Below are 17,562 nucleotides of genomic sequence, written 5' to 3'. Positions count from 1 at the left end.
AACGCAATTCTGGTTGCGCCTTTGATAACCGTATGCATTTTATACCGATTAGCTACAGCTTTACCCTGAATATCGCCCAAAAGAATGCCGATTCATCCGTCATCCTTGCGTAGGCTTGGATCCATTTGCCGCTGTGACTTACTGTGTGGATCTCATCGATGGGCCATACATGGAAACCGAACACTGGGAGACATAGTCAAAGCTTTCCACCAGAACAGCTGCAAAAAAACAACACCTGGATGAGGGATGCCGCCCACGCCGCTAAATTAACGATTCGACTTACAAGCTCTTACGCTTAATATGCTAAATTGATTACTGTTGTTGTCGCTAATACACAGGCGCTCGAGATTCGTATCAAAATTTCAAAGGAGAACAGTATGTCCCTCAAAATTCGCACCTTGGTGGCGTTATCATGCGCCATAGTAGCAGCTCAGGCACTGGCCGCAGAGCTGGATACCCGCCTGTATATCAGCCCGACGGTCAACTACACCGTGACCGATGGTAACTGGCATACGCGGGATGATTCCGGTTTTGGTATAGGTGTGGGCAAACCCATTAGCCAAAGTCTGAACCTGGAGCTGAACGCTAATTACGGCGAGTATCAACGCAATAATACTTACGCAACATTAGGCACGGTTAAAAACACCGGCCTGATGGTGGATGCTCTGTACTTCTTCTCACGTGATCCTAATTTTTCTCCCTATGCTTTGTTGGGTGTGGGTGGTGTGCAGACCCGGGCGACTAAGTACTCCGAGACCAATTTGGCTGCCAACGCCGGCGTGGGTATGATGACGTGGATTCACGACATTGGCCTGCGTGCTGATGTGCGTTATCGCGACATTAACACGAGGAAATTTGATCGAGGCGACTGGATTGCGACTGCCGGCCTGGTTATTCCTTTGGGCGCGAAACCACTACCGCCGGCCCCCAAGGAAGAACCTGCACCCCAGCCTGCGCCGGAGCCGGTTCCAGCACCTGTGCCTGCGCCTGTGGAACAGCCAGCCATTGAGCGTCCCGCACCGCAGACCAAGATTATCCTGGAAGGCACCAACTTTGACTTTGACAAGGCAACCCTGCGTTCCAGCGGCAAGGCCAAGCTGGATAAAGATGCTGAAATGTTGAATACCTATCCGGATATCAATGTGGACATTAATGGCTACACAGACAGCATCGGCACTCAGAAATATAATCTGGGCCTGTCCAAGCGTCGTGCCACGACCGTCAAAAAGTATCTGGAAAGCAAGGGTGTTGCCGCCAGCCGTATGACAACCAAATGGTTTGGCAAGAAGGATCCAGTCGCCAGCAATAAGACTGCCGCTGGTCGCGCCGAGAATCGCCGCGTCGAAATCATCATTCTCAACTAAGCAATTTCGTGTGTTGAATCAAGCTGGGCAGCTTGCAACTAGCCTGAATTTTGCTTGAAAAGGGCGAATAACACAGCAACCAATTGATATAATTGGAGTTTAAAATTCAAAGGCGGCGCTCTTTACGGAGTTCCACCTTTTTTCGTTGCTGAATCTGGAAACGTGGACTTCCGTATCCTGTTGGCAATCTGCGCGATCAGGAGGCGCTGACTCACGGCGCTCCGCCGGTAGGCTGGGTGATTGCAACCGGCTGCCCATCTGGTAAATGGCAACCACAAAAAACTGAATCTTGCTCAGCGCGCCGATGTAACTGACCCCAGCTACCGCCAGCCCGGCGACGGCAATCGTGGCGAGTGCGGCAAGGAGCCAGGACTTGGCGCGGGCTATAGCGTTCATCCCGTTCACGCCGGGCATCGAGGTACGGCGTGGTGTTGTTGTGACTATGGTTTGGTTTTGACACGACAAATCGCCTGGCTGAGGTTGCTGCACGGTATATGTGCAGCAGGGGAAATTTGTGCGGACGCTACTTGGTGCGCTGAGGCGTGGGGGAGGGGGCGATGATGTCAGAAGTCAGCAGATTCCTCTTCTGGTAATGATCGTTTTACCTTCTCGCGTGACTTGATGCGACCATTGGCAAATCTCCGACTCAGCGTTTTTATACAGCTTGGGTCGTTAACAGATAGTCAATTTCGATGTGTCATTAGAACGTAGCGGGCCCTAGCCGCTATTTATTCAAATCCGATACTGTTGGTGGATAGTTGACTATCTTGGCAGAGGCCGCGAAGACGGGGTGAAAGCCCAGCCAATAACACACGCCGAGGCGGCTCCCCTTCGCAGGCTTCCTGGTGGGTGGCCAAACTTTTTTATTGAGATGAAAGGGGGGTAAACCACAATATCACCGGTACAAAACTCTGGTACAAAACATAAATACGCGTATACTATAACCATTTGTTAAATATAGTTATATATTAGTTGGTAGAGTATCCCGCCCTCTCCGCCATATAATAGATGCAACGCATTGATAATAAATAACTATTGTTTTTAATTGCGCGATTGTTCTTGCGCCGATTTTGCCCAGTGACAACGTGAGGGGATGCTAAGGCAGTTCGGTAGCACTCTGTCTGAGAATTTCCTATCTGCTCAATCCACACTGAAATGTTGCTCTATTTATTGCTGTGAGCCTTGCGCATTAAGCTCCTTGCAAGCTCCAGATGGGAGGCATTACATGGGTGGGGTGGGCTGCTTGCCGGTCTCGGCTTCTCTGGTCGCTTTGATCTGATCTTCCGACAGGTGATTTCAGCCGCTACGCTCATGGCTGGCGTCGGCGGCGGTCTGATCTGCGACTTCGGCCAAGGCGAACAATTCCGGTACTTCGGCCTTGAGCTGCGCTTCGAGCCTGACAGCATGCTTGTATGGCAAGGCGCTATGCGCGGCTGGCGCTGGCGTGAATTTGGGTGCCGTCAAGGCTGACTGTCCCGCAGCGGGAGAGTTGGTTCTCCTGGGCGACTTGCGACACTTGGACAAAGGCTGATTCGGATTGCTTGCCGAAACAGCGGCGAAAGGTGACCAGGGTGTCGTGATCGGAGTGTGGCGGATACCCTCAGGCCGTTCGCCCATTTCAGCCCGCCTGGCTTGAGGCATCCCTCAGTATCTCACTGACTGCCCGACTGATTACCTGGAAAGGCTGGGCGCCACTCAACAAAAGGGCGTTTTCAGCCGCTTCGCCGTGCCGCTGCATGAGCAGCGCGGGTACGCCGCTGATTCCCAATGCCTGGGCCTGTCGCTGATCGTGACTGACGGCCTCGGCATGTTCGCCGTTTTCCAGAGCTACACGCAGACGCGCGACATCAATCCCCACGTTGCCGCCAATGTCCAGTACTACCTCGATATCGCCGATATCCCGGCCGCGCTCGAAGAAGGCGCGGAAAAACGCCTGACGCATTGGTTTGCCGAGCCCGTAGCGGCGAGCGAAGCGTTCAGCTTCCAGCGCGAGGCGGCTGCGCGGCTGGACCGGGGGCAAGCGCAGCGTCATGCCCCGTTGCGCGGCCATCGGGTAAACGGAGCGCGCCCAGGTTGTACGCAGGTATTCGCCGTTTGGATCCAGCGTGGGCACGGGGTCGGGGCGCAGTTCAAACGCCCGCCAGTCGACTTCAACCTGCGCGCCGAATGCCAACTCAAGCTGTTCCAGCACGGGTTCTTCAAGATAGCAGAAGGGGCAAACGTAATCGCTCCAGACGCTGATCAGGATTTTGTCGGACATAGCTCGGTTTCCGTGGGCTTTGAGGGTTAGCGTTGGCCGATGCGCACATCGCCAAACAGCCTGGTCAGGCCACGCGGCTGGGAACGCCAGTATTGTGGCGGCGCTTCGACCTGGGCGCCCAGTTTGGCCGCTGCATGCCAGGGCCAGCGCGGGTCGAAAAGGATGCCACGCGCCAGGGCGACCATGTCGGCACGTCCTTCGGCGACAATCGTCTCGGCCTGCTCCGGTTCGGTGATCAGGCCAACCGCGATGGTTGGCAGGCCGGTTTCACTGCGAATTTTTTCGGCCAGTGGAAGCTGATAATTCGGACCCAGGGGGATTTGCTGGCGCGGCGACAGGCCGCCGCTCGAGACGTGGATGAAGGCGCATCCGCGCTGGCGCAAGGCATGGCCGAAGGCAACGCTCTGCTCGACATCCCAGCCGCCCTCGACCCAGTCCGTGCCGGAAATGCGGATGCCAACCGGCATCTCGGCCGGCACGGCAGCCCGCACTGCCTCGAAAACCGCCAGCGGGAAACGCATCCGGTTTTCCAGCGAGCCACCGTATTCATCCGTACGGGCATTCGAGAGTGGCGAGAGAAACTGGTGCAGCAGGTAGCCGTGCGCCGCATGGATTTCGATGACGTCGATGCCGATCCGGTGAGCCCGCTGTGCGGCCAAGACAAAAGCTTGCAGCACGCGTTGCAAGCCGGCTCGATCGAGTGCCACTGGCGGCGGTTCGTCCGCACCATAGGGAGTGGCCGAGGGGGCGAGCGTGGGCCAGCCGCCTTGCTCCACCGGGATTAACTGACCGCCTTCCCAGGGAACGTGGCTCGAAGCCTTGCGGCCGGCGTGAGCAAGCTGGATGGCGATGGGTATCGGCGAATACTTACGTACGGCGGTCAACACCTTTTTCAGCGCCGTTTCGTTCGCCTCCGACCAGAGTCCGAGATCGGCTGGAGAGATGCGCCCCTCGGGCTCGACCGCCGTCGCCTCGATCATCAACAACCCGGCACCGGACAGCGCCAGATGGCCGAGATGAATCAGATGCCAATCGGTCGCGTCGCCATTCTCGGCGGAGTACTGGCACATCGGTGCGATCACGATGCGGTTCTTCAACGGAAGATTTCCGATGGAAAAGGGTAAAAAGAGTTGGCTCATGATCCATTCCTTATCGAAGCTGAATAGTGTTTCAGAATCCTTCAAGCACGACCTTGCCGATGGCCTGGCCGCTTTCCAGCAGGCGGTGTGCCTGTAGCAGGTTGGCGGCGTTGATGTTGCCGAGATTCTGCCGTGCCGTCGTGCGTATAATGCCCAGATCGACCAGGCCCGCCAACTCGTTCAGCAATTTGTGCTGCGCCTGCATGTCGCCGGTCTGGTACAGCGAGCGGGTGAACATCAGTTCCCAGTGCAGGCTCAGGCTCTTGCGCTTGAGCAGCCGGACATCGATCGGTCCCGGGTCGTCGATCAGGGCCAGTTTGCCCTGCGGTGCGAGGATCTCGACCAGTTGCTCGAAGTGCCGTTCGGTCTGCGTCAGGCTGATCACGTGATTGACTGGTGGCAGCTGTTTTTCGACCAGCTGGGCGAGCAGCGGCTGATGGTGGTCAATAACCTGATGCGCCCCCAGCTCTCTGGCCCAGGCTTGCGTTTCCGGGCGAGAGGCTGTTGCCACCACGGTCAGCTGCGTGAGCTGGCAAGCCAGCTGGATGAGGATGGAACCAACGCCGCCGGCAGCGCCGACGATCAGCAACGTGCTTGGTTGCCCGCCTCCGGCCAGCGGAATCTGCAGTCGGTCGAACAGCAGTTCCCAGGCAGTGATGCCGGTCAGCGGCAGAGCGGCGGCATCCGCCGCAGAAATCGAGCGCGGCCTGCGGCCGACGACGCGCTCATCGACCAGGTGAAATTCGCTATTGCAGCCCGCGCGGTCGATCGCGCCAGCGTACCAGACCTCGTCACCGGGCTTGAACAGCGTGACATTGGTGCCTACCTCGCGCACGATGCCCACCGCATCAAAGCCAAGCACCTTGTACTCGCCATCCGTCGGGACTGCACTGCGCCTGAGCTTGGTGTCGACGGGATTGACCGAAACGGCCTGCACCTCGACCAGCAGGTCGCGGCCGGTTGCGCGCGGGCGCGGCAGTTCAATGTCGATCAGGCTATCGCTTGCTTCAAGCGGGCCGGGCTGGCGATATCCGACGGCCTTCATGCAGCGCACTGCGCGATTTCGGCCTGCATTCCAGGATGGTAGACCGGATAGGTTGTATAACCCTCGGCCATCAGCACATTGGGTGCGTCGCCCGGCCGGGAACTTTGGACAGGGGTGAGCCGGGGCATGACAATGCGGTTGTAGAGGTGGAAGGCCCCGAACTGGCAGGGCTTGAACAAAGTCGTCATGTGGATCTAGCTGAGGAAGGTAAATTTGGATACGTAGAGTTTACGGTCATGTTGTTTGATTGATAATTTGCTGTTTTATTGATTTAATATCAAAACAATTTTGATAATTGATGAATACATGCTCAACTTTTCCGACATCCAGCTCTTTATACGGGTCAGTGAAACCGGCGGCATCAGTGCCGCCGCGAGAAGTCTTGGCCTGATGCCGGCGACGGCCAGCGCGGCGATCAAGCGGCTGGAGCGGCAGCTCGGTAGCCAGCTGTTCGAGCGCTCAACCCGTTCCCTGCGCCTGACCCAGGCCGGCGAGGATTTTCTTGGCTACTGCGTGCAGTCATCGCAATTGCTGGAAGAAGGGATGGCGGCCCTGAAGCATGGCCGCGAAGGACTCTCCGGCGAAATCCACCTGGGTGCGCCATCCGACCTTGGACGCGACCGTCTGGACGAAGTGCTGGAGCAGTTCCGTCAGCGCCATCCCCAAATTCGGCTGGTCATGCATCTGTCGGACGGCATCCACGACCTTTATCGCAACCCGATCGATTTGGTCTTGCGCTATGGTTTGCTGCGCGACTCCAATCTGATCGCCAAAAAGCTCTGCGACAACAACCGGGTGATTTGCGCAGCACCCGCCTACGTGGCTCGAGTCGGGCGGCCGGAAAACGTCGAAGCCCTGGCTCACCACAACTGTATCTGCTTTTACCGGAACGGCGAACTCTTCAACCTCTGGCGCCTGTTTTATCAAGGTCAGCCGCGAGAGGTGCAAGTCAGTGGCGACCGGGCCGCCGATGATGGCGCACTGGTGCGCAAGTGGACCTTGCAGGGATTCGGGATTGCCTACAAATCGCGGCTGGATATTCAGAGCGATCTGGCGGCGGGCCGGCTCATCGATCTTTTTCCGGAGGCCCGCTGCGAGCAGGTCCCGCTTTATGCGGTCTATCCAAGCCGACAGTATCAGCCGGCTCGATTGAAGGCATTGCTTCAATTCCTTCAAGAGAACACTTCCATGAATTCTCCGTAATTTTGGTTCACCCAGACAAGAGCCCAAACCTTAAGCACATGCAGCCAGCTACCCAAGGCGGGTGCGATCCCCATCGAATGGGGACAAGGGAAGTCCAGACTCGCGCCCAAAGATATTGGCGCGGCTGGACGAGAAAAGGGGGGCATCTTCCTGTTCGGTGCAGCCAAAATGCAGGTGGTGATATGAAAACGGGGGGCGTCCCAAACAGCTCACATTGCGCGAAAAAAAGGTCGAACCCCAGAAAAAATCGAAACTCTAGCCGAAAATTTCGAAAAATGAAATTTGTCCATGCAGCCGTGACTCTCACACGTGATTTATAATAGCAGCGCTCTTAAGAATGACTGAATGTCTGCTCCTGATCCATTAGCGTGGGCCGGCAGCATACGCAGGCAATAGTCCTGCCAATGAATGAGGAGATATGATTTTGAAAAGTATCATTATGGGAGTCGCATTGACGCTTGCTGCTGCACTGATCGGCGCGTACGCTCTGGTGCTAAGCGGCCTTATTCCAGCCAATGCCGATGCGAAACCCGGTCGGCTGGAAACCTGGATGGCTCGTACATCGTTAGACGCGACACTGCGCCGCGACGCCCCTAAAGACCCCAATCCGGTGGCGCTGACTGATCAGAATCTCATCAATGGTGTTCATCTGTTCGCGCAGAATTGCGCGGTTTGCCATGGTTCCGAAAAGGGGATTGCGTCGTTATCACCGATAGCGAAAGGTCTTTATCAAAAGCCACCGCAATTTGCGACCGACGGGGTGGAGGACGATCCGGAAGGCGTCTCGTTCTGGAAAATCAAGCATGGTATTCGGCTGACGGGCATGCCCTCGTTCAGGTATTCCCTCAGCGACCGGCAGATATGGACGCTTGCTCTGTTCCTGAAGCACATGGACAAGCTGTCGCCCGCGGTACAACAGACCTGGCAGCAAGTCCAGAACTGGCCGGTGACATCCGTGAACCAGGTGGTTCGGAAATAGCTCTTGCGACCCTGCGCAAGGCGTTAGTGGCACGCTGGACGATGCCGCTGTTTTGTCAAAACGCGCCTCTGCGTAATACGGATGTCCGTTCGACCACCACATACCACCCAATGCACCTGCGGCGTGTCTTGCCGCGAAGGCGCGGGACGAATGCGGAGAAATTACTTTGATGCACTGAATCGGAAACGGATTCACAAATGCATCTGTGGCAGCCCAATAATTTTCAGGGACGGACCAGACAAGGCGGAATTGAAAATGGCGATGCCGAAATCCCCCTAAGTGCACTGCCGAACAGACATCATTGGGCGATCCATGGCACTCTTTCGGAAAATCACGCGCAATCGTTGCCGGTCTGATCGCCAGCGCCTGATGTGAATTTACCAGCCACAGTTACCTCCATCGAGCCCTCCTTTGTGAAATGGTATGTCATGCCCATCGTGCTTGCCGCTGCCGATTCCCACATCTTCCACCAACAATTTGCCTGAGCCAATGGGAGAAAAAGGGAGATGATGTTGTGGCAGAATCGATTCAACGCGTTCGTGGCGCGGTTGCGTAGCCACGATATTCCTCTGCGGATACGCCTCTGGAACGGTGCCGAAACAGACCTTGGAGCCAGGTGAAGCTCCTTCTTTGCGGGGGATCCCGGGTCTCGCCGGCTGCGCCGCGCAGGCGTGATGAGCGACCGTCATTGCATCTTTGCGGCAGCCGGGATGCATCGCTTGTTACTGTGCTCCTGCGCCGCCCATCGTAATGCTGCGGTCAGAAACACCAGGCCTCATATCGGCGCTTCGATCTGTTTATGCGCCTTCAATCACTGTGGAAATTGTCCCCTGCGCATGGAATGCTGTATGTACGCTGGCGTACGTACAGCGGAAAAGCGTGCATTGCCGGTCAACTATGGACCAACACCACCCGAGCAGCAGCCGGTGGCCGAAAGTGTGGCGCCCGCAACGTGTGGGCCACGAGACACCGGCGTGCTCGCTGAATCCGTCCACTTTCCCGAGGGCCGCGTGCTCAGGGACGAGGAGGCCTGGTACTGTGATCTGCCCAAGCAGTCCGAACAAGTGGCCAGCCGGTACGGCCACTGCGTGCGCGCCGTCGAGCGCGGCCTGTGCTTCGGAGCGCATGGCTTGCCGCTGATGGGCTCGGGCGACGGGAACAATGGCATGAATCTCGTCGGCGCCGGCGGTAAAGGTGAAAGCGTCTGGCCCGGCTGCGCGGCGGACGTCTATGCGCTCGCGCCGCACACCGGCCATGGAAGCTGGACGTGGTACACGGGTTCGGCCGGCTGGATGTATCGGTTCATCGTGGAGTCATTCCTGGGCTTGCGGCTCGACGTGGACAAACTGCATTTCGCTGCGTGCGCGCGGACTGGAATTCATTCCAAGTGCATTACCGGTATCGGGAGACGGTCTAGCACATCACCGTGCTGCAAACCTCCGCTGCGGACGGCGGACCGGGCTGGCGGTCAATGGCGTCGAATTGCCCGGTCCGGCCATTCCTTCTGGTTGACGGCCGCCAGCAACACTCGGTCGAGGCGAGAATACACGCTGCACAAATTGATGGCGCTCGATCGTTCAAGCCGAAAGCCATGAGGAACGGAGGTCATAACCAGCCGCCGGTAAATCCGGCTCGCCGCAACCCGGTGACGACGTAGGGGCAGTCTCGCATCAAGCGCCACAACAAACCCGTGCGATAGTTTTCGATCATCAGAATGATCGGCCCCTGGTTGATTCCGTAATGCCACGGCGATACCCAGCCGCAGGGATTGCCGGACTTGTCCGGGTAGGTCGGATTGAACGTCGCCTTGAAGCCGTAAGGGTTGCCCATTTTCAAGTCGACCTGATGCACCAGATAGTCGATTGCCGGCAATACGATATCTGGCGCGAACGGCAGCGACGCCACCACCGCCCATGGCGCGATGGTGCCGTCGTCCGGTCCGTACGGCACCCCGCGCGCCAGGTAATCGAAGAAGCGCCGCTCGATGCCATTAACCTTGATGGTGTCTGGGCCAGGGCCGTCGCTCGCGGTAATCCCCCAGCAATCCTTGCCATAACCCGCGAACTTGAGTGGGTTGTCGAGCGCGTACTGTTGCTGCACATAGGTTGCGCGGCGGGTGTTCTCGAAGTAGTCGATGCCTTTGTCGCGCATGAACGCATCCTGAATGCCGCGAAAGTCGATCCAGATATGCGAAATCTGATGCGTGAACAACGGTCCCGCGTAAAGATAATCGTATCCGTAACTGTTTTTCCACTCGTAAGTGGAAGCCCACGTTGCGTAGCTGCTCTCCGCCAGCGGATGAGTGGGCGAACCGAGTCCCAGGATATACAGCACCAGCGCCTCGTCGTAACCCTCCCACCGCCATTTCAAGAATCTGCTTTCTGGCTTCCATCCATGCGTGACCGCAGCGCCGCCGTTTTGCGCCCATGGCCAGTCAGCGCGGCGATAGAGCGCGTCAGCAAGGGCGCGTATTTCCTGTTCCTCAGCCGTATCCGCGTCAAAATACGCGCCCGCAGTCAACGCACCGGCGAACAGAATGGCGCTGTCCACAGTCGACAGTTCGCATTGCCAGGCGCGCCGACCGGTCTGCATGTCGAGAAAATGATAATAAAAACCATGGTAGCCGGTAGCGTCAGGCTCGGGGCCTTGCGGGCTGTTCCAGAAAAATCGCAGTGTGGCGAGGATTCTCTCGATCGCCGCCGCGCGCGTGATGAAGGCGCGCTCGACCGCGACCGGATACACGGCCAAGGCGAGACCGGTGGCGGCAATGCTGGCGGGCCAGTCGGGCGCAGTCTTGTCGAGCACCAGTCCATTTTGCGGATTGGTCTCGTGCAGAAAGTAGCTGAAGGTTTCGCGCTGAAGCGATTCCAGCTCGGCATCGGCCGTGAGCTTGTCGGTGTTCATGGTTTCACCGGGTTTCCGGATCCGACGTCAGCTCACAAAACCCATGCTGGGTTTCAAGCTCATCCGCGCCGCCAGCAATGTGTTGGCCGGTATTGAACTGATGTACATGATCCGTAAGGGTCAGATGGTCATCACGGAAGGGATACAGATATCCTTCGCAGATCAACTGCGCGCCTGATAAGCCGATCCAAAATCTGAGATCTCGGGTAATGCGACAGAACTGTACAGATTGGCGATTCATATTTCAGGCCGGTCACTGCTTCTGCCCGAAGATGACCCAAACGGGCAGGCCACCAAGACCGAGCCAACTGGAAAACCACGGCTAAATAATATACCGATCCCAGCTCGCATAGGAATCCTTGATCGTACCGCGCGGAATCGCCAATGCAATCAGCAATGCACCGCATATGATACTGTTGCCGGTCGCTAACGGCGACGACACCCCGTCCAGTAGCCACGGCGCCGCGATGAGCCAGACTCCGAACAGTATGTTGATGAGACGCACGCTGCGCGCAACCTCGGCGAAGGCAATAATCGAGAACGTCACCACCGATGCACCGACAAGATAATCACTGTTCGCCATGGCACCGCTAGCCCGCGTTCGGCCATGACGCGCAATACATTGGCATCGGGGACGTAGTTGCTCAGATATCCCAGGGTAAACGGGCTGGTCAGCAACCAGAATCCGAGCATCAGATTGACATAGTGCAGCCACAGCATTTTACGATGATCATCGACCATCATGCCGCCATGCTCTGCCCGTGGTCATGTTGCCAGCGGCGTGCGCCTTGTCCATTCCGATCTCGCGCTGTAGCGCCGCGTAACACGGCGTTTCGGGCTCGCCGAGCAGCAAGGTCAAATGATCCGGCAATTCGTGCCGCTTGGACAGGAGCCTCCCGATTCCATCGAGCAAGTCGCCCATATGGATCGATGCCTGCCCGTGGCTGCTGTCACCCGGGAATACATGGCTGATCAGTTTGCGTTCGTTGATCCGCGCAATCTGCTGCGCGAGAGCGGGTAAATGACAACGGTCATCATAGACGCCAGCGATGCGTAGAATCGCGAAGGGGATCTGCCCATGTTCGCGTAGAATTTTTTCTTCGGCGGCCAACTTTGATACCGGATAGTCCCATTTAGGCTCAAACGGTGAATTTTCATTGATCAAATGACCGGGCGGCTGCGGCGCATGTACCAGCATAGAACTCGAGAAAATGAATTGTCCGACCTCGAATGATTGCAGGGCGCGCAGCAAGCGTTCGGTTCCAAGCACGTTGACCGATTGGTACTTGGGACTGGGTTCTCCGCTAAAATTATAATATGGGCGAGGTGAATGAAAGCGGCAATGCGTTGACCATGGTTTTGACGCACACGTTCTAATGCTTTTCGGACACCCACCATGGGGCGGTGTAAAACATTAAGGTGCGAACTTTGTCTTTTGCCCATCGCGCCCTTGCCTATCATGCCCATTTGTTTGTCCGTGTCTTGCAAAAATGATCTGGACCGTAATCGCAACCAGGTTCGCAGACAAACAAAACCATCTGACCCTGTGTGATGCAGCTGGCGTGTTCAAGCCTGGGCACGGCACTCCATAGGCGTATCCGAAGAGGTCAACCCTATGAGCGACACGGTAAGCGATTTCCTCCTGCAGCGATTCAGCGACTGGGGCATCAAGCGGATTTACGGTTTCCCTGGCGACGGCATTAACGGGATCATGGGCGCGATGGACCGCGCTGGCGATCGTTTCGAACTGGTGCGCGCGCGCCACGAGGAAATGACCGCATTCATGGCCTGCGTGCACGCCAAGTTCACCGGGCAGGTCGGTGTTTGCCTCGCGACATCGGGCCCCGGCGCCATTCATCTGCTCAATGGACTCTATGACGCCAAGCTCGACCACCAGCCGGTGGTTGCCATTGTGGGTTAGCAATCGCGTGTCACGCTCGGCGGCAAGTACCAGCAGGAAGTCGATCTGGTGTCGCTGTTCAAGGATGTTGCCGGCGATTACGTGCAGATGATCACGGTGCCGGCACAGGTGCGCCACATAGTCGATCGCGCGTTGCGCATCGCCATCGCCGAGCGCACGGTGACCTGCATCATCGTACCCAACGACGTACAGGAACTCCACGCCGTGACAACGCCGCCGCGCGCTCAAGGTCGGCACCATTCACTCGGGTCTCGGCTATAGTGCGCCGCGCGTGCTCCCGACTGATGCCGACCTTGGGCGCGCGGCGGAGGTGCTCAATGCGGGCGAGAGGATTGCGATCTTGGTTGGTGCCGGCGCACTGGCTGCGACCGACGAAGTGATGGAGGTGGCCGAATTGCTCGGCGCGGGCGTGGCCAAGGCCCTGCTCGGCAAGGCCGCACTGCCGGACGAGTTGCCCTATGTCACCGGCGCAATCGGTCTGCTCGGTACCAAGCCGAGCTGGAACATGATGATGGATTGCGACACTCTGCTGATGGTGGGTTCACGCTTCCCTTACTCCGAATTCTTGCCCAAAGAAGGCCAGGCGCGTGCGGTGCAGATTGATCTCGATCCCAAGATGCTGTCGATTCGCTATCCAATGGAAGTGAATCTGGTCGGCGACAGCGCGGTCACGTTGCGCGCGCTGCTCCCCCTGTTGCAACGCAAGACCGAACGCGCCTGGCGCGCGACGATCGAGAAGAACGTCGCCACGTGGTGGCAACTGCTCGAAGAGCGCGCAATGATGGACGCCGATCCGATCAATCCGCAGCGTATGTTCTGGGAACTGTCCTCGCGTTTGCCGGAGCGGTGCATCCTACTGCCAGGGCCGGTATCGGCTTCGAATTCAAGCACCCGGACGCGAAGCGCGACGAGGTGTAGCTAACGTAGTGTTAAAAAACTGGAAGCGGGCTTAACCCTCTCTTCCACCCGAAGCAGAGCATGCAAGCAAGTTCTATGTCAATAGACTCTAGATACTGTCATCACAAGATGTGGCAAAATATGGTTTTCGTAAAAAACTCATAACCGAATGCCAGAAACCATCCATCGACACGACATTACGGACAAACATTGGGCCTTGCTCGAACCGCATTTACCTGGGCGCGCAGGTGTTTGGGGTGGAGTGGCACAAGATAACCGCCGATTTATCAATGCGGTGTTTTGGATTCTTCGCACGGGTGCGCCGTGGCGAGACCTGCCTGCCTCGTATGGAGGATGGAAAAACACCCATCGACGCTTTTGCCGTTGGCGCGATCAAGGCATTTGGGAGTCGTTGCTGGAAAAGCTCATTGTCGAGCCGGATTACGAATGGCTCATGATCGATGCCAGCCATTGCAAGGTTCCCCCCCATGCCGCTGGGGCACGCGGAGGCAATCAAGGCATGAGCCGTACAAAAGGGGGCTCAACACAAAGATACATCTGGCCGTGGATGCGCATGGTATGCCGCTCAGAGCAGTTATTACAGAAGGTACCCGAGCAGATTGCGCTGAGGCTGACCAATTGATTGAGGGATTTCAGATGGAGCACCTTCTTGCCGACAAAGGCTACGACAGCGATGCGATCGTGGCGAAAGTCGAGGAACAAGGAGCAAAAGCGGTTATTCCGCCGCGCAAAAACCGTAAACAACCCAGAGAGTACGATAAGCATCTCTACAAGCTACGCCATTTGGTCGAGAACGCATTCTTGCATCTCAAGCGGTGGCGAGGGATCGCCACCCGCTATGCGAAAAACTTGTCATCCTTCGTGGCTGCCGTACAAATTCGCTGTCTTACCCTTTGGCTGACTATCTCGTGACGACAGTACCTAAGCTGCGTAAATTCCCAGCCTGCCATTGACGCTTTTCGTCATTCTTTTGGTTATGCAGTGGAGCCGTTGTGTTCCGGTGTAACTACCACCACAAAACAGTGGTCAGTATCAGCAGCAAAATTATCATCAAATAACCGAGATAGCGGTTCATCGAGCCGTTTTGCAGGGCGCTGATCTGTCCGGCCAGCCATTGCACGGTACGAATGACCGGCCGAAATAGCCACGGCTCGAAGACCGCATTCTGGCTGTGGGTGAAGATGAGCCGATTGATGAAATAACCATTGGCATCCAAAGCCTGGCTTGTGTTCTCGGTGCGGGGGCGGTAGACCGGGCTGTAGAACGAGCGCAGGGCATTGGAAAACGCCAATGCCGTGATCGGCGCATGGCGTACCGGCCTGGCAAGACCGTGGGCCCAGACGTCGGCGCGACGGCGGCTGTGCCAGCTTCGTGCCAGGAGGGCCATCGGAATCAGGGCGAGCAAGGGCATGACGATGACGAGTTCGCTCGGTGAAATAAAAGCGAAATTGGCTGAAAGCGGCACGATCAGCAAGCCATCGACCAGCCGATCGGCAGTCTGCCCCCAACTCGCAGCCACCAGCAGCGGTAGCGTCCAAGGCAGGCTAATGGCATACAGCGGCAGAGTGATGCCGAGTAAGGTCAGGCCAATGCGGGTACCGCGGCCCAGCGATCGGGTGTTGGGCGGGTTGTTTGGTGCGCCGAGCAGGCCGACGCCGACAACCTTGACCATTGTAGCCAGCGCAATTGCGGCGGTGAGCGCGACTCCGGCACCGGCGAGCGCCAGCAGGATGCGGGCGGTGGCCTGTTGCAGATCGAAGCCATGAAAGATGGTTTGCAACATCAGCCATTCGCTGGCAAATCCGGCCTGCGGCGGCATGGCCGCCAAGCTCATGGCCGCAAAAACGCCCGCCATACCAAGCCCGAGCGGCGCGAGGGCAATCAGCCGCATGGGGCGAATCGCATAGCTGTCGCTGAGCAGATACACCCGGTCTGCAATCAGCATCAGTACGCCTTTGCCAAGACTATGCCCGGTGATGTGGATGAAGCCGGCAAGCCAAGCTAAAGAGGCGAGTTGATTCTGCCCTTCGCTGCGAAACAGCAGCGCCGCTGCGAGCATGATTGTGACGAGCGCGGCATTTTCCACCGAGGAAAAGGCGAGCAGCCGCCGCCAGTCTTCTTGCTGGAACGCATATAAAATCGCGAGGATCGCGGTGGCGGTTGCCAAGCCGAGCAGAATCATGGCAAAAGTCTGCACTCCGGGGCCCAGCGGCAGCCAGTCGAGCAGGACATGGCTCAAGGTCAACCAGGCCGCCGCGAGCACGATGCCCGACATCAACGCGCCACTGGCACCCGTGCCACTGCCATACGCCTTGGGATACCACTTATAAAATGGTAGCAGGCCGAGCTTGGCGCCGAAGCCCAGGGTCAGGGCGGCGGCAATCGCAATGCTGGAGCTTGGCGCCAGGGTCTGCCAGTGCTGGATCATGGCTTCGATATGCGCGCTTGAACCAGCCAGGGCGGCAATGGCGACCAGCAGCGCCACGGCACCGACTTCCAGCAAGACCAGCATGAACAGCGTGCCGCTGGCTGCGCGTTCCGGGGCACGTTGCTGATCGGCAAGCAGCATCACGGCGCCGCCAAAGCTCATCAGCGCCCAACCAATCAGAAGCGTGACGCCATTCTGCCCGCCGAGCAAAGTGAACACTCCGAGCAGGGTCAAAATGGCTCCGGCCAGCCAGCCGGCGGGATGTCGGCCGGGGTAGGGCAGGAGCAGCGCGAGCAGAGCGGGCAGCAGACCGGTCAGCAACAGCCAGAGCGCATCGGTTGTCCAGTGCAGCGATAACCCCAGCAGGATGAGATTCAAGGATTTGTGCGCCAGCAGCAGGGCGCCGCAGGCCAGGATGAGGGGCAGCAGCGCCACCGCGGTTAGCACCCGCAACACGGCGGCATTGCGTCCCACAAGGCTCAGAATGAGCAGGAACACAAGGGCGAAGAGTCCGCTTTGAAACAGAGTAGGCATCATGAGGTAATCTCCCCGATGCGTTCCCGGTCGCGTTCGAGCAGCACGAGTAAGCCTTGAATCAGTGCCGCCGGATTGGGTGGGCAGCCCGGTAACCACACATCGACCGGCACGCTATCGCTCAGCCCGTTCTGAGTGGAAGGCATTCCGCGTAACGGGGTATCGAAGGGGGCCCCAGAGACCGCGCAGGTTCCGGCGGCCAGTACCCATTTGGGATCCGGCATGGCCTCGAATGTGCGCTCGATCAGCGCGCGGGTGGGGGGCGTGACCACGCCAGTGACGAGCAATAAATCGGCAAAGCGCGGCGATGGGGTGAAGAAAATCCCCAACCGGTGCAAGTTGTAGAACGGGTTATCGAGTGCTTGCAACTCGCTTTCGCAGCCATTGCAAGAACCGGCGTCGATGTGCCGGATATGCAGACTGTGTTTCTGGCGGCGCAGTAGGGCATGGCGCAGGCGCGATTGCGCCGGTTCAGTCACGGTATCCGGGTTGAGGTGGCGCAGTCGCTGGCGGTCGCGGGTGGCCATTGGCCAATGGTGGGTCAGCTCCAGCGGGCCGTCGTCCGGGCAGGCAAATACGCAGGCCTGGCATTGAATGCAGCGGCCATAGTCGATCCCGATCCGGGGATCGTGCGCAGGCTGGCCCGTTTCGGACGCTGGGGCGTAGCTAATCGCTTGAGTGGGGCAGGATTCGACGCACCGCTGGCAATCCGCCGCGCAGGCTTGGGCCGGATTGAGACGGGGAAATCCGAGCACGCCTTGCTGGCCGTCGCGGCACGGGTCGGGCTGCCCCTGATCGGCACGGGGCCAGTCGGTACTGCTGTTGGCGTGGCGTAGGCCAGTCCAGATCCAGTTGGGCATGGGTGGT

20 protein-coding genes and 1 pseudogene are annotated in these 17,562 nt (G+C 58.0%); 9 read left to right on the top strand and 12 right to left on the bottom strand.

Features of this window, described 5'->3' with window-relative positions; genetic code table 11:
• Positions 1 to 377 precede the first annotated feature (377 nt).
• Positions 378 to 1,364 (top strand): OmpA family protein, encoded by a 987-nt coding sequence (locus GZH91_RS11235; RefSeq protein ID WP_147071825.1) that lies wholly within the window; start codon positions 378 to 380, stop codon positions 1,362 to 1,364.
• Between the two features lie 99 nt (positions 1,365 to 1,463).
• On the opposite strand, the gene GZH91_RS11230 is transcribed toward GZH91_RS11235, so the two are convergent.
• The 6 genes and pseudogenes from GZH91_RS11230 to GZH91_RS11205 form a co-directional block, all read right to left on the bottom strand.
• A complete protein-coding gene (locus GZH91_RS11230) occupies positions 1,464 to 1,778 on the bottom strand; it encodes a VirB8/TrbF family protein (RefSeq protein ID WP_147071823.1) in 315 nt (104 codons plus the stop codon).
• Positions 1,779 to 2,693: 915 nt separating this feature from the next.
• Positions 2,694 to 2,952 (bottom strand): annotated as a pseudogene (locus GZH91_RS11225) (IS5/IS1182 family transposase); the annotation flags it as partial.
• 30 nt (positions 2,953 to 2,982) lie between these two features.
• Positions 2,983 to 3,624, bottom strand: coding sequence for a DsbA family oxidoreductase (locus GZH91_RS11220; protein ID WP_147071821.1), 642 nt, complete (start codon positions 3,622 to 3,624; stop codon positions 2,983 to 2,985).
• Positions 3,625 to 3,650: 26 nt separating this feature from the next.
• The gene (locus tag GZH91_RS11215; protein ID WP_147071819.1) at positions 3,651 to 4,763 is read right to left on the bottom strand and encodes an NADH:flavin oxidoreductase/NADH oxidase; all 1,113 of its coding nucleotides are present in this window, start codon (positions 4,761 to 4,763) and stop codon (positions 3,651 to 3,653) included.
• Positions 4,764 to 4,794: 31 nt separating this feature from the next.
• Complete coding sequence (locus GZH91_RS11210) at positions 4,795 to 5,808, bottom strand: zinc-binding alcohol dehydrogenase family protein (RefSeq protein WP_147071817.1); 1,014 nt, start codon at positions 5,806 to 5,808, stop codon at positions 4,795 to 4,797.
• Positions 5,805 to 5,996, bottom strand: a complete 192-nt coding sequence (locus GZH91_RS11205) for a hypothetical protein (protein WP_147071815.1) — start codon at positions 5,994 to 5,996, stop codon at positions 5,805 to 5,807. Before GZH91_RS11205 ends, GZH91_RS11210 begins: the two co-directional genes overlap by 4 nt.
• A gap of 118 nt (positions 5,997 to 6,114) precedes the next feature.
• On the opposite strand from GZH91_RS11205, the gene GZH91_RS11200 reads away from it, so the two are divergent.
• The 3 genes from GZH91_RS11200 to GZH91_RS11190 all read left to right on the top strand — a co-directional run bounded on the left by GZH91_RS11200 (position 6,115) and on the right by GZH91_RS11190 (position 9,585).
• Positions 6,115 to 7,011 carry a LysR family transcriptional regulator gene (locus GZH91_RS11200; protein ID WP_147071813.1) on the top strand — a complete coding sequence of 299 codons (897 nt, stop codon included), beginning with the start codon at positions 6,115 to 6,117 and terminating at the stop codon, positions 7,009 to 7,011.
• A gap of 418 nt (positions 7,012 to 7,429) precedes the next feature.
• A complete protein-coding gene (locus GZH91_RS11195) occupies positions 7,430 to 7,990 on the top strand; it encodes a c-type cytochrome (RefSeq protein ID WP_147071811.1) in 561 nt (186 codons plus the stop codon).
• A gap of 848 nt (positions 7,991 to 8,838) precedes the next feature.
• Positions 8,839 to 9,585 carry a hypothetical protein gene (locus GZH91_RS11190; RefSeq protein ID WP_147071809.1) on the top strand — a complete coding sequence of 249 codons (747 nt, stop codon included), beginning with the start codon at positions 8,839 to 8,841 and terminating at the stop codon, positions 9,583 to 9,585.
• 10 nt (positions 9,586 to 9,595) lie between these two features.
• Here GZH91_RS11190 and GZH91_RS11185 read toward each other — a convergent pair whose 3' ends face one another.
• Positions 9,596 to 10,894: a glucoamylase family protein gene (locus GZH91_RS11185; RefSeq protein ID WP_147071807.1), complete on the bottom strand. Its 1,299-nt coding sequence runs from the start codon at positions 10,892 to 10,894 to the stop codon at positions 9,596 to 9,598.
• Between the two features lie 43 nt (positions 10,895 to 10,937).
• On the opposite strand from GZH91_RS11185, the gene GZH91_RS18105 reads away from it, so the two are divergent.
• Positions 10,938 to 11,072, top strand: coding sequence for a hypothetical protein (locus tag GZH91_RS18105; RefSeq protein WP_371860358.1), 135 nt, complete (start codon positions 10,938 to 10,940; stop codon positions 11,070 to 11,072).
• 144 nt (positions 11,073 to 11,216) lie between these two features.
• On the opposite strand, the gene GZH91_RS11180 is transcribed toward GZH91_RS18105, so the two are convergent.
• The 3 genes from GZH91_RS11180 to GZH91_RS11170 are packed head-to-tail and all read right to left on the bottom strand — an operon-like array spanning position 11,217 to position 12,272.
• Positions 11,217 to 11,477, bottom strand: a complete 261-nt coding sequence (locus GZH91_RS11180; RefSeq protein ID WP_147071805.1) for an SPW repeat domain-containing protein — start codon at positions 11,475 to 11,477, stop codon at positions 11,217 to 11,219.
• On the bottom strand, positions 11,438 to 11,638 hold the full coding sequence (locus GZH91_RS11175; RefSeq protein ID WP_147071803.1) for a hypothetical protein: 201 nt from the start codon (positions 11,636 to 11,638) through the stop codon (positions 11,438 to 11,440). The genes GZH91_RS11180 and GZH91_RS11175 overlap by 40 nt, the downstream gene beginning before the upstream one ends.
• A complete protein-coding gene (locus GZH91_RS11170; protein WP_147071801.1) occupies positions 11,625 to 12,272 on the bottom strand; it encodes an SDR family oxidoreductase in 648 nt (215 codons plus the stop codon). The genes GZH91_RS11175 and GZH91_RS11170 overlap by 14 nt, the downstream gene beginning before the upstream one ends.
• A gap of 237 nt (positions 12,273 to 12,509) precedes the next feature.
• On the opposite strand from GZH91_RS11170, the gene GZH91_RS18340 reads away from it, so the two are divergent.
• From GZH91_RS18340 to GZH91_RS11160, 4 genes are all read left to right on the top strand, one after another.
• The gene (locus tag GZH91_RS18340) at positions 12,510 to 12,815 is read left to right on the top strand and encodes a thiamine pyrophosphate-binding protein (RefSeq protein ID WP_198415302.1); all 306 of its coding nucleotides are present in this window, start codon (positions 12,510 to 12,512) and stop codon (positions 12,813 to 12,815) included.
• Positions 12,816 to 12,863: 48 nt separating this feature from the next.
• The gene (locus tag GZH91_RS18335) at positions 12,864 to 13,076 is read left to right on the top strand and encodes a hypothetical protein (RefSeq protein WP_198415301.1); all 213 of its coding nucleotides are present in this window, start codon (positions 12,864 to 12,866) and stop codon (positions 13,074 to 13,076) included.
• Positions 13,077 to 13,155: 79 nt separating this feature from the next.
• Complete coding sequence (locus tag GZH91_RS17825; protein ID WP_232522178.1) at positions 13,156 to 13,737, top strand: hypothetical protein; 582 nt, start codon at positions 13,156 to 13,158, stop codon at positions 13,735 to 13,737.
• A gap of 144 nt (positions 13,738 to 13,881) precedes the next feature.
• Positions 13,882 to 14,645, top strand: a protein-coding gene (locus GZH91_RS11160) for an IS5 family transposase (RefSeq protein ID WP_161984191.1) whose coding sequence is annotated in 2 segments (ribosomal slippage) — positions 13,882 to 14,254 and positions 14,254 to 14,645 — 765 coding nt in all. Because the reading frame shifts where the segments join, the coding sequence is not laid out codon by codon here.
• Between the two features lie 94 nt (positions 14,646 to 14,739).
• Here the strand turns inward: GZH91_RS11160 and GZH91_RS11155 are convergent.
• Both GZH91_RS11155 and GZH91_RS11150 read right to left on the bottom strand, forming a co-directional pair.
• Complete coding sequence (locus GZH91_RS11155) at positions 14,740 to 16,698, bottom strand: proton-conducting transporter transmembrane domain-containing protein (protein ID WP_147075065.1); 1,959 nt, start codon at positions 16,696 to 16,698, stop codon at positions 14,740 to 14,742.
• Positions 16,695 to 17,555, bottom strand: a complete 861-nt coding sequence (locus GZH91_RS11150) for an NADH-quinone oxidoreductase subunit B family protein (protein WP_147075066.1) — start codon at positions 17,553 to 17,555, stop codon at positions 16,695 to 16,697. The genes GZH91_RS11155 and GZH91_RS11150 overlap by 4 nt, the downstream gene beginning before the upstream one ends.
• Between the last annotated feature and the right edge of the window lie 7 nt (positions 17,556 to 17,562).

The sequence above is a fragment of the Sulfuriferula plumbiphila genome, from assembly GCF_009938015.1.
GTDB classification, from domain to species: Bacteria; Pseudomonadota; Gammaproteobacteria; order Burkholderiales; family Sulfuriferulaceae; genus Sulfuriferula; species Sulfuriferula plumbiphila.
Note: the sequence above shows the minus strand (reverse complement) of the source record. Positions and strands in the feature narration are given on the sequence as shown.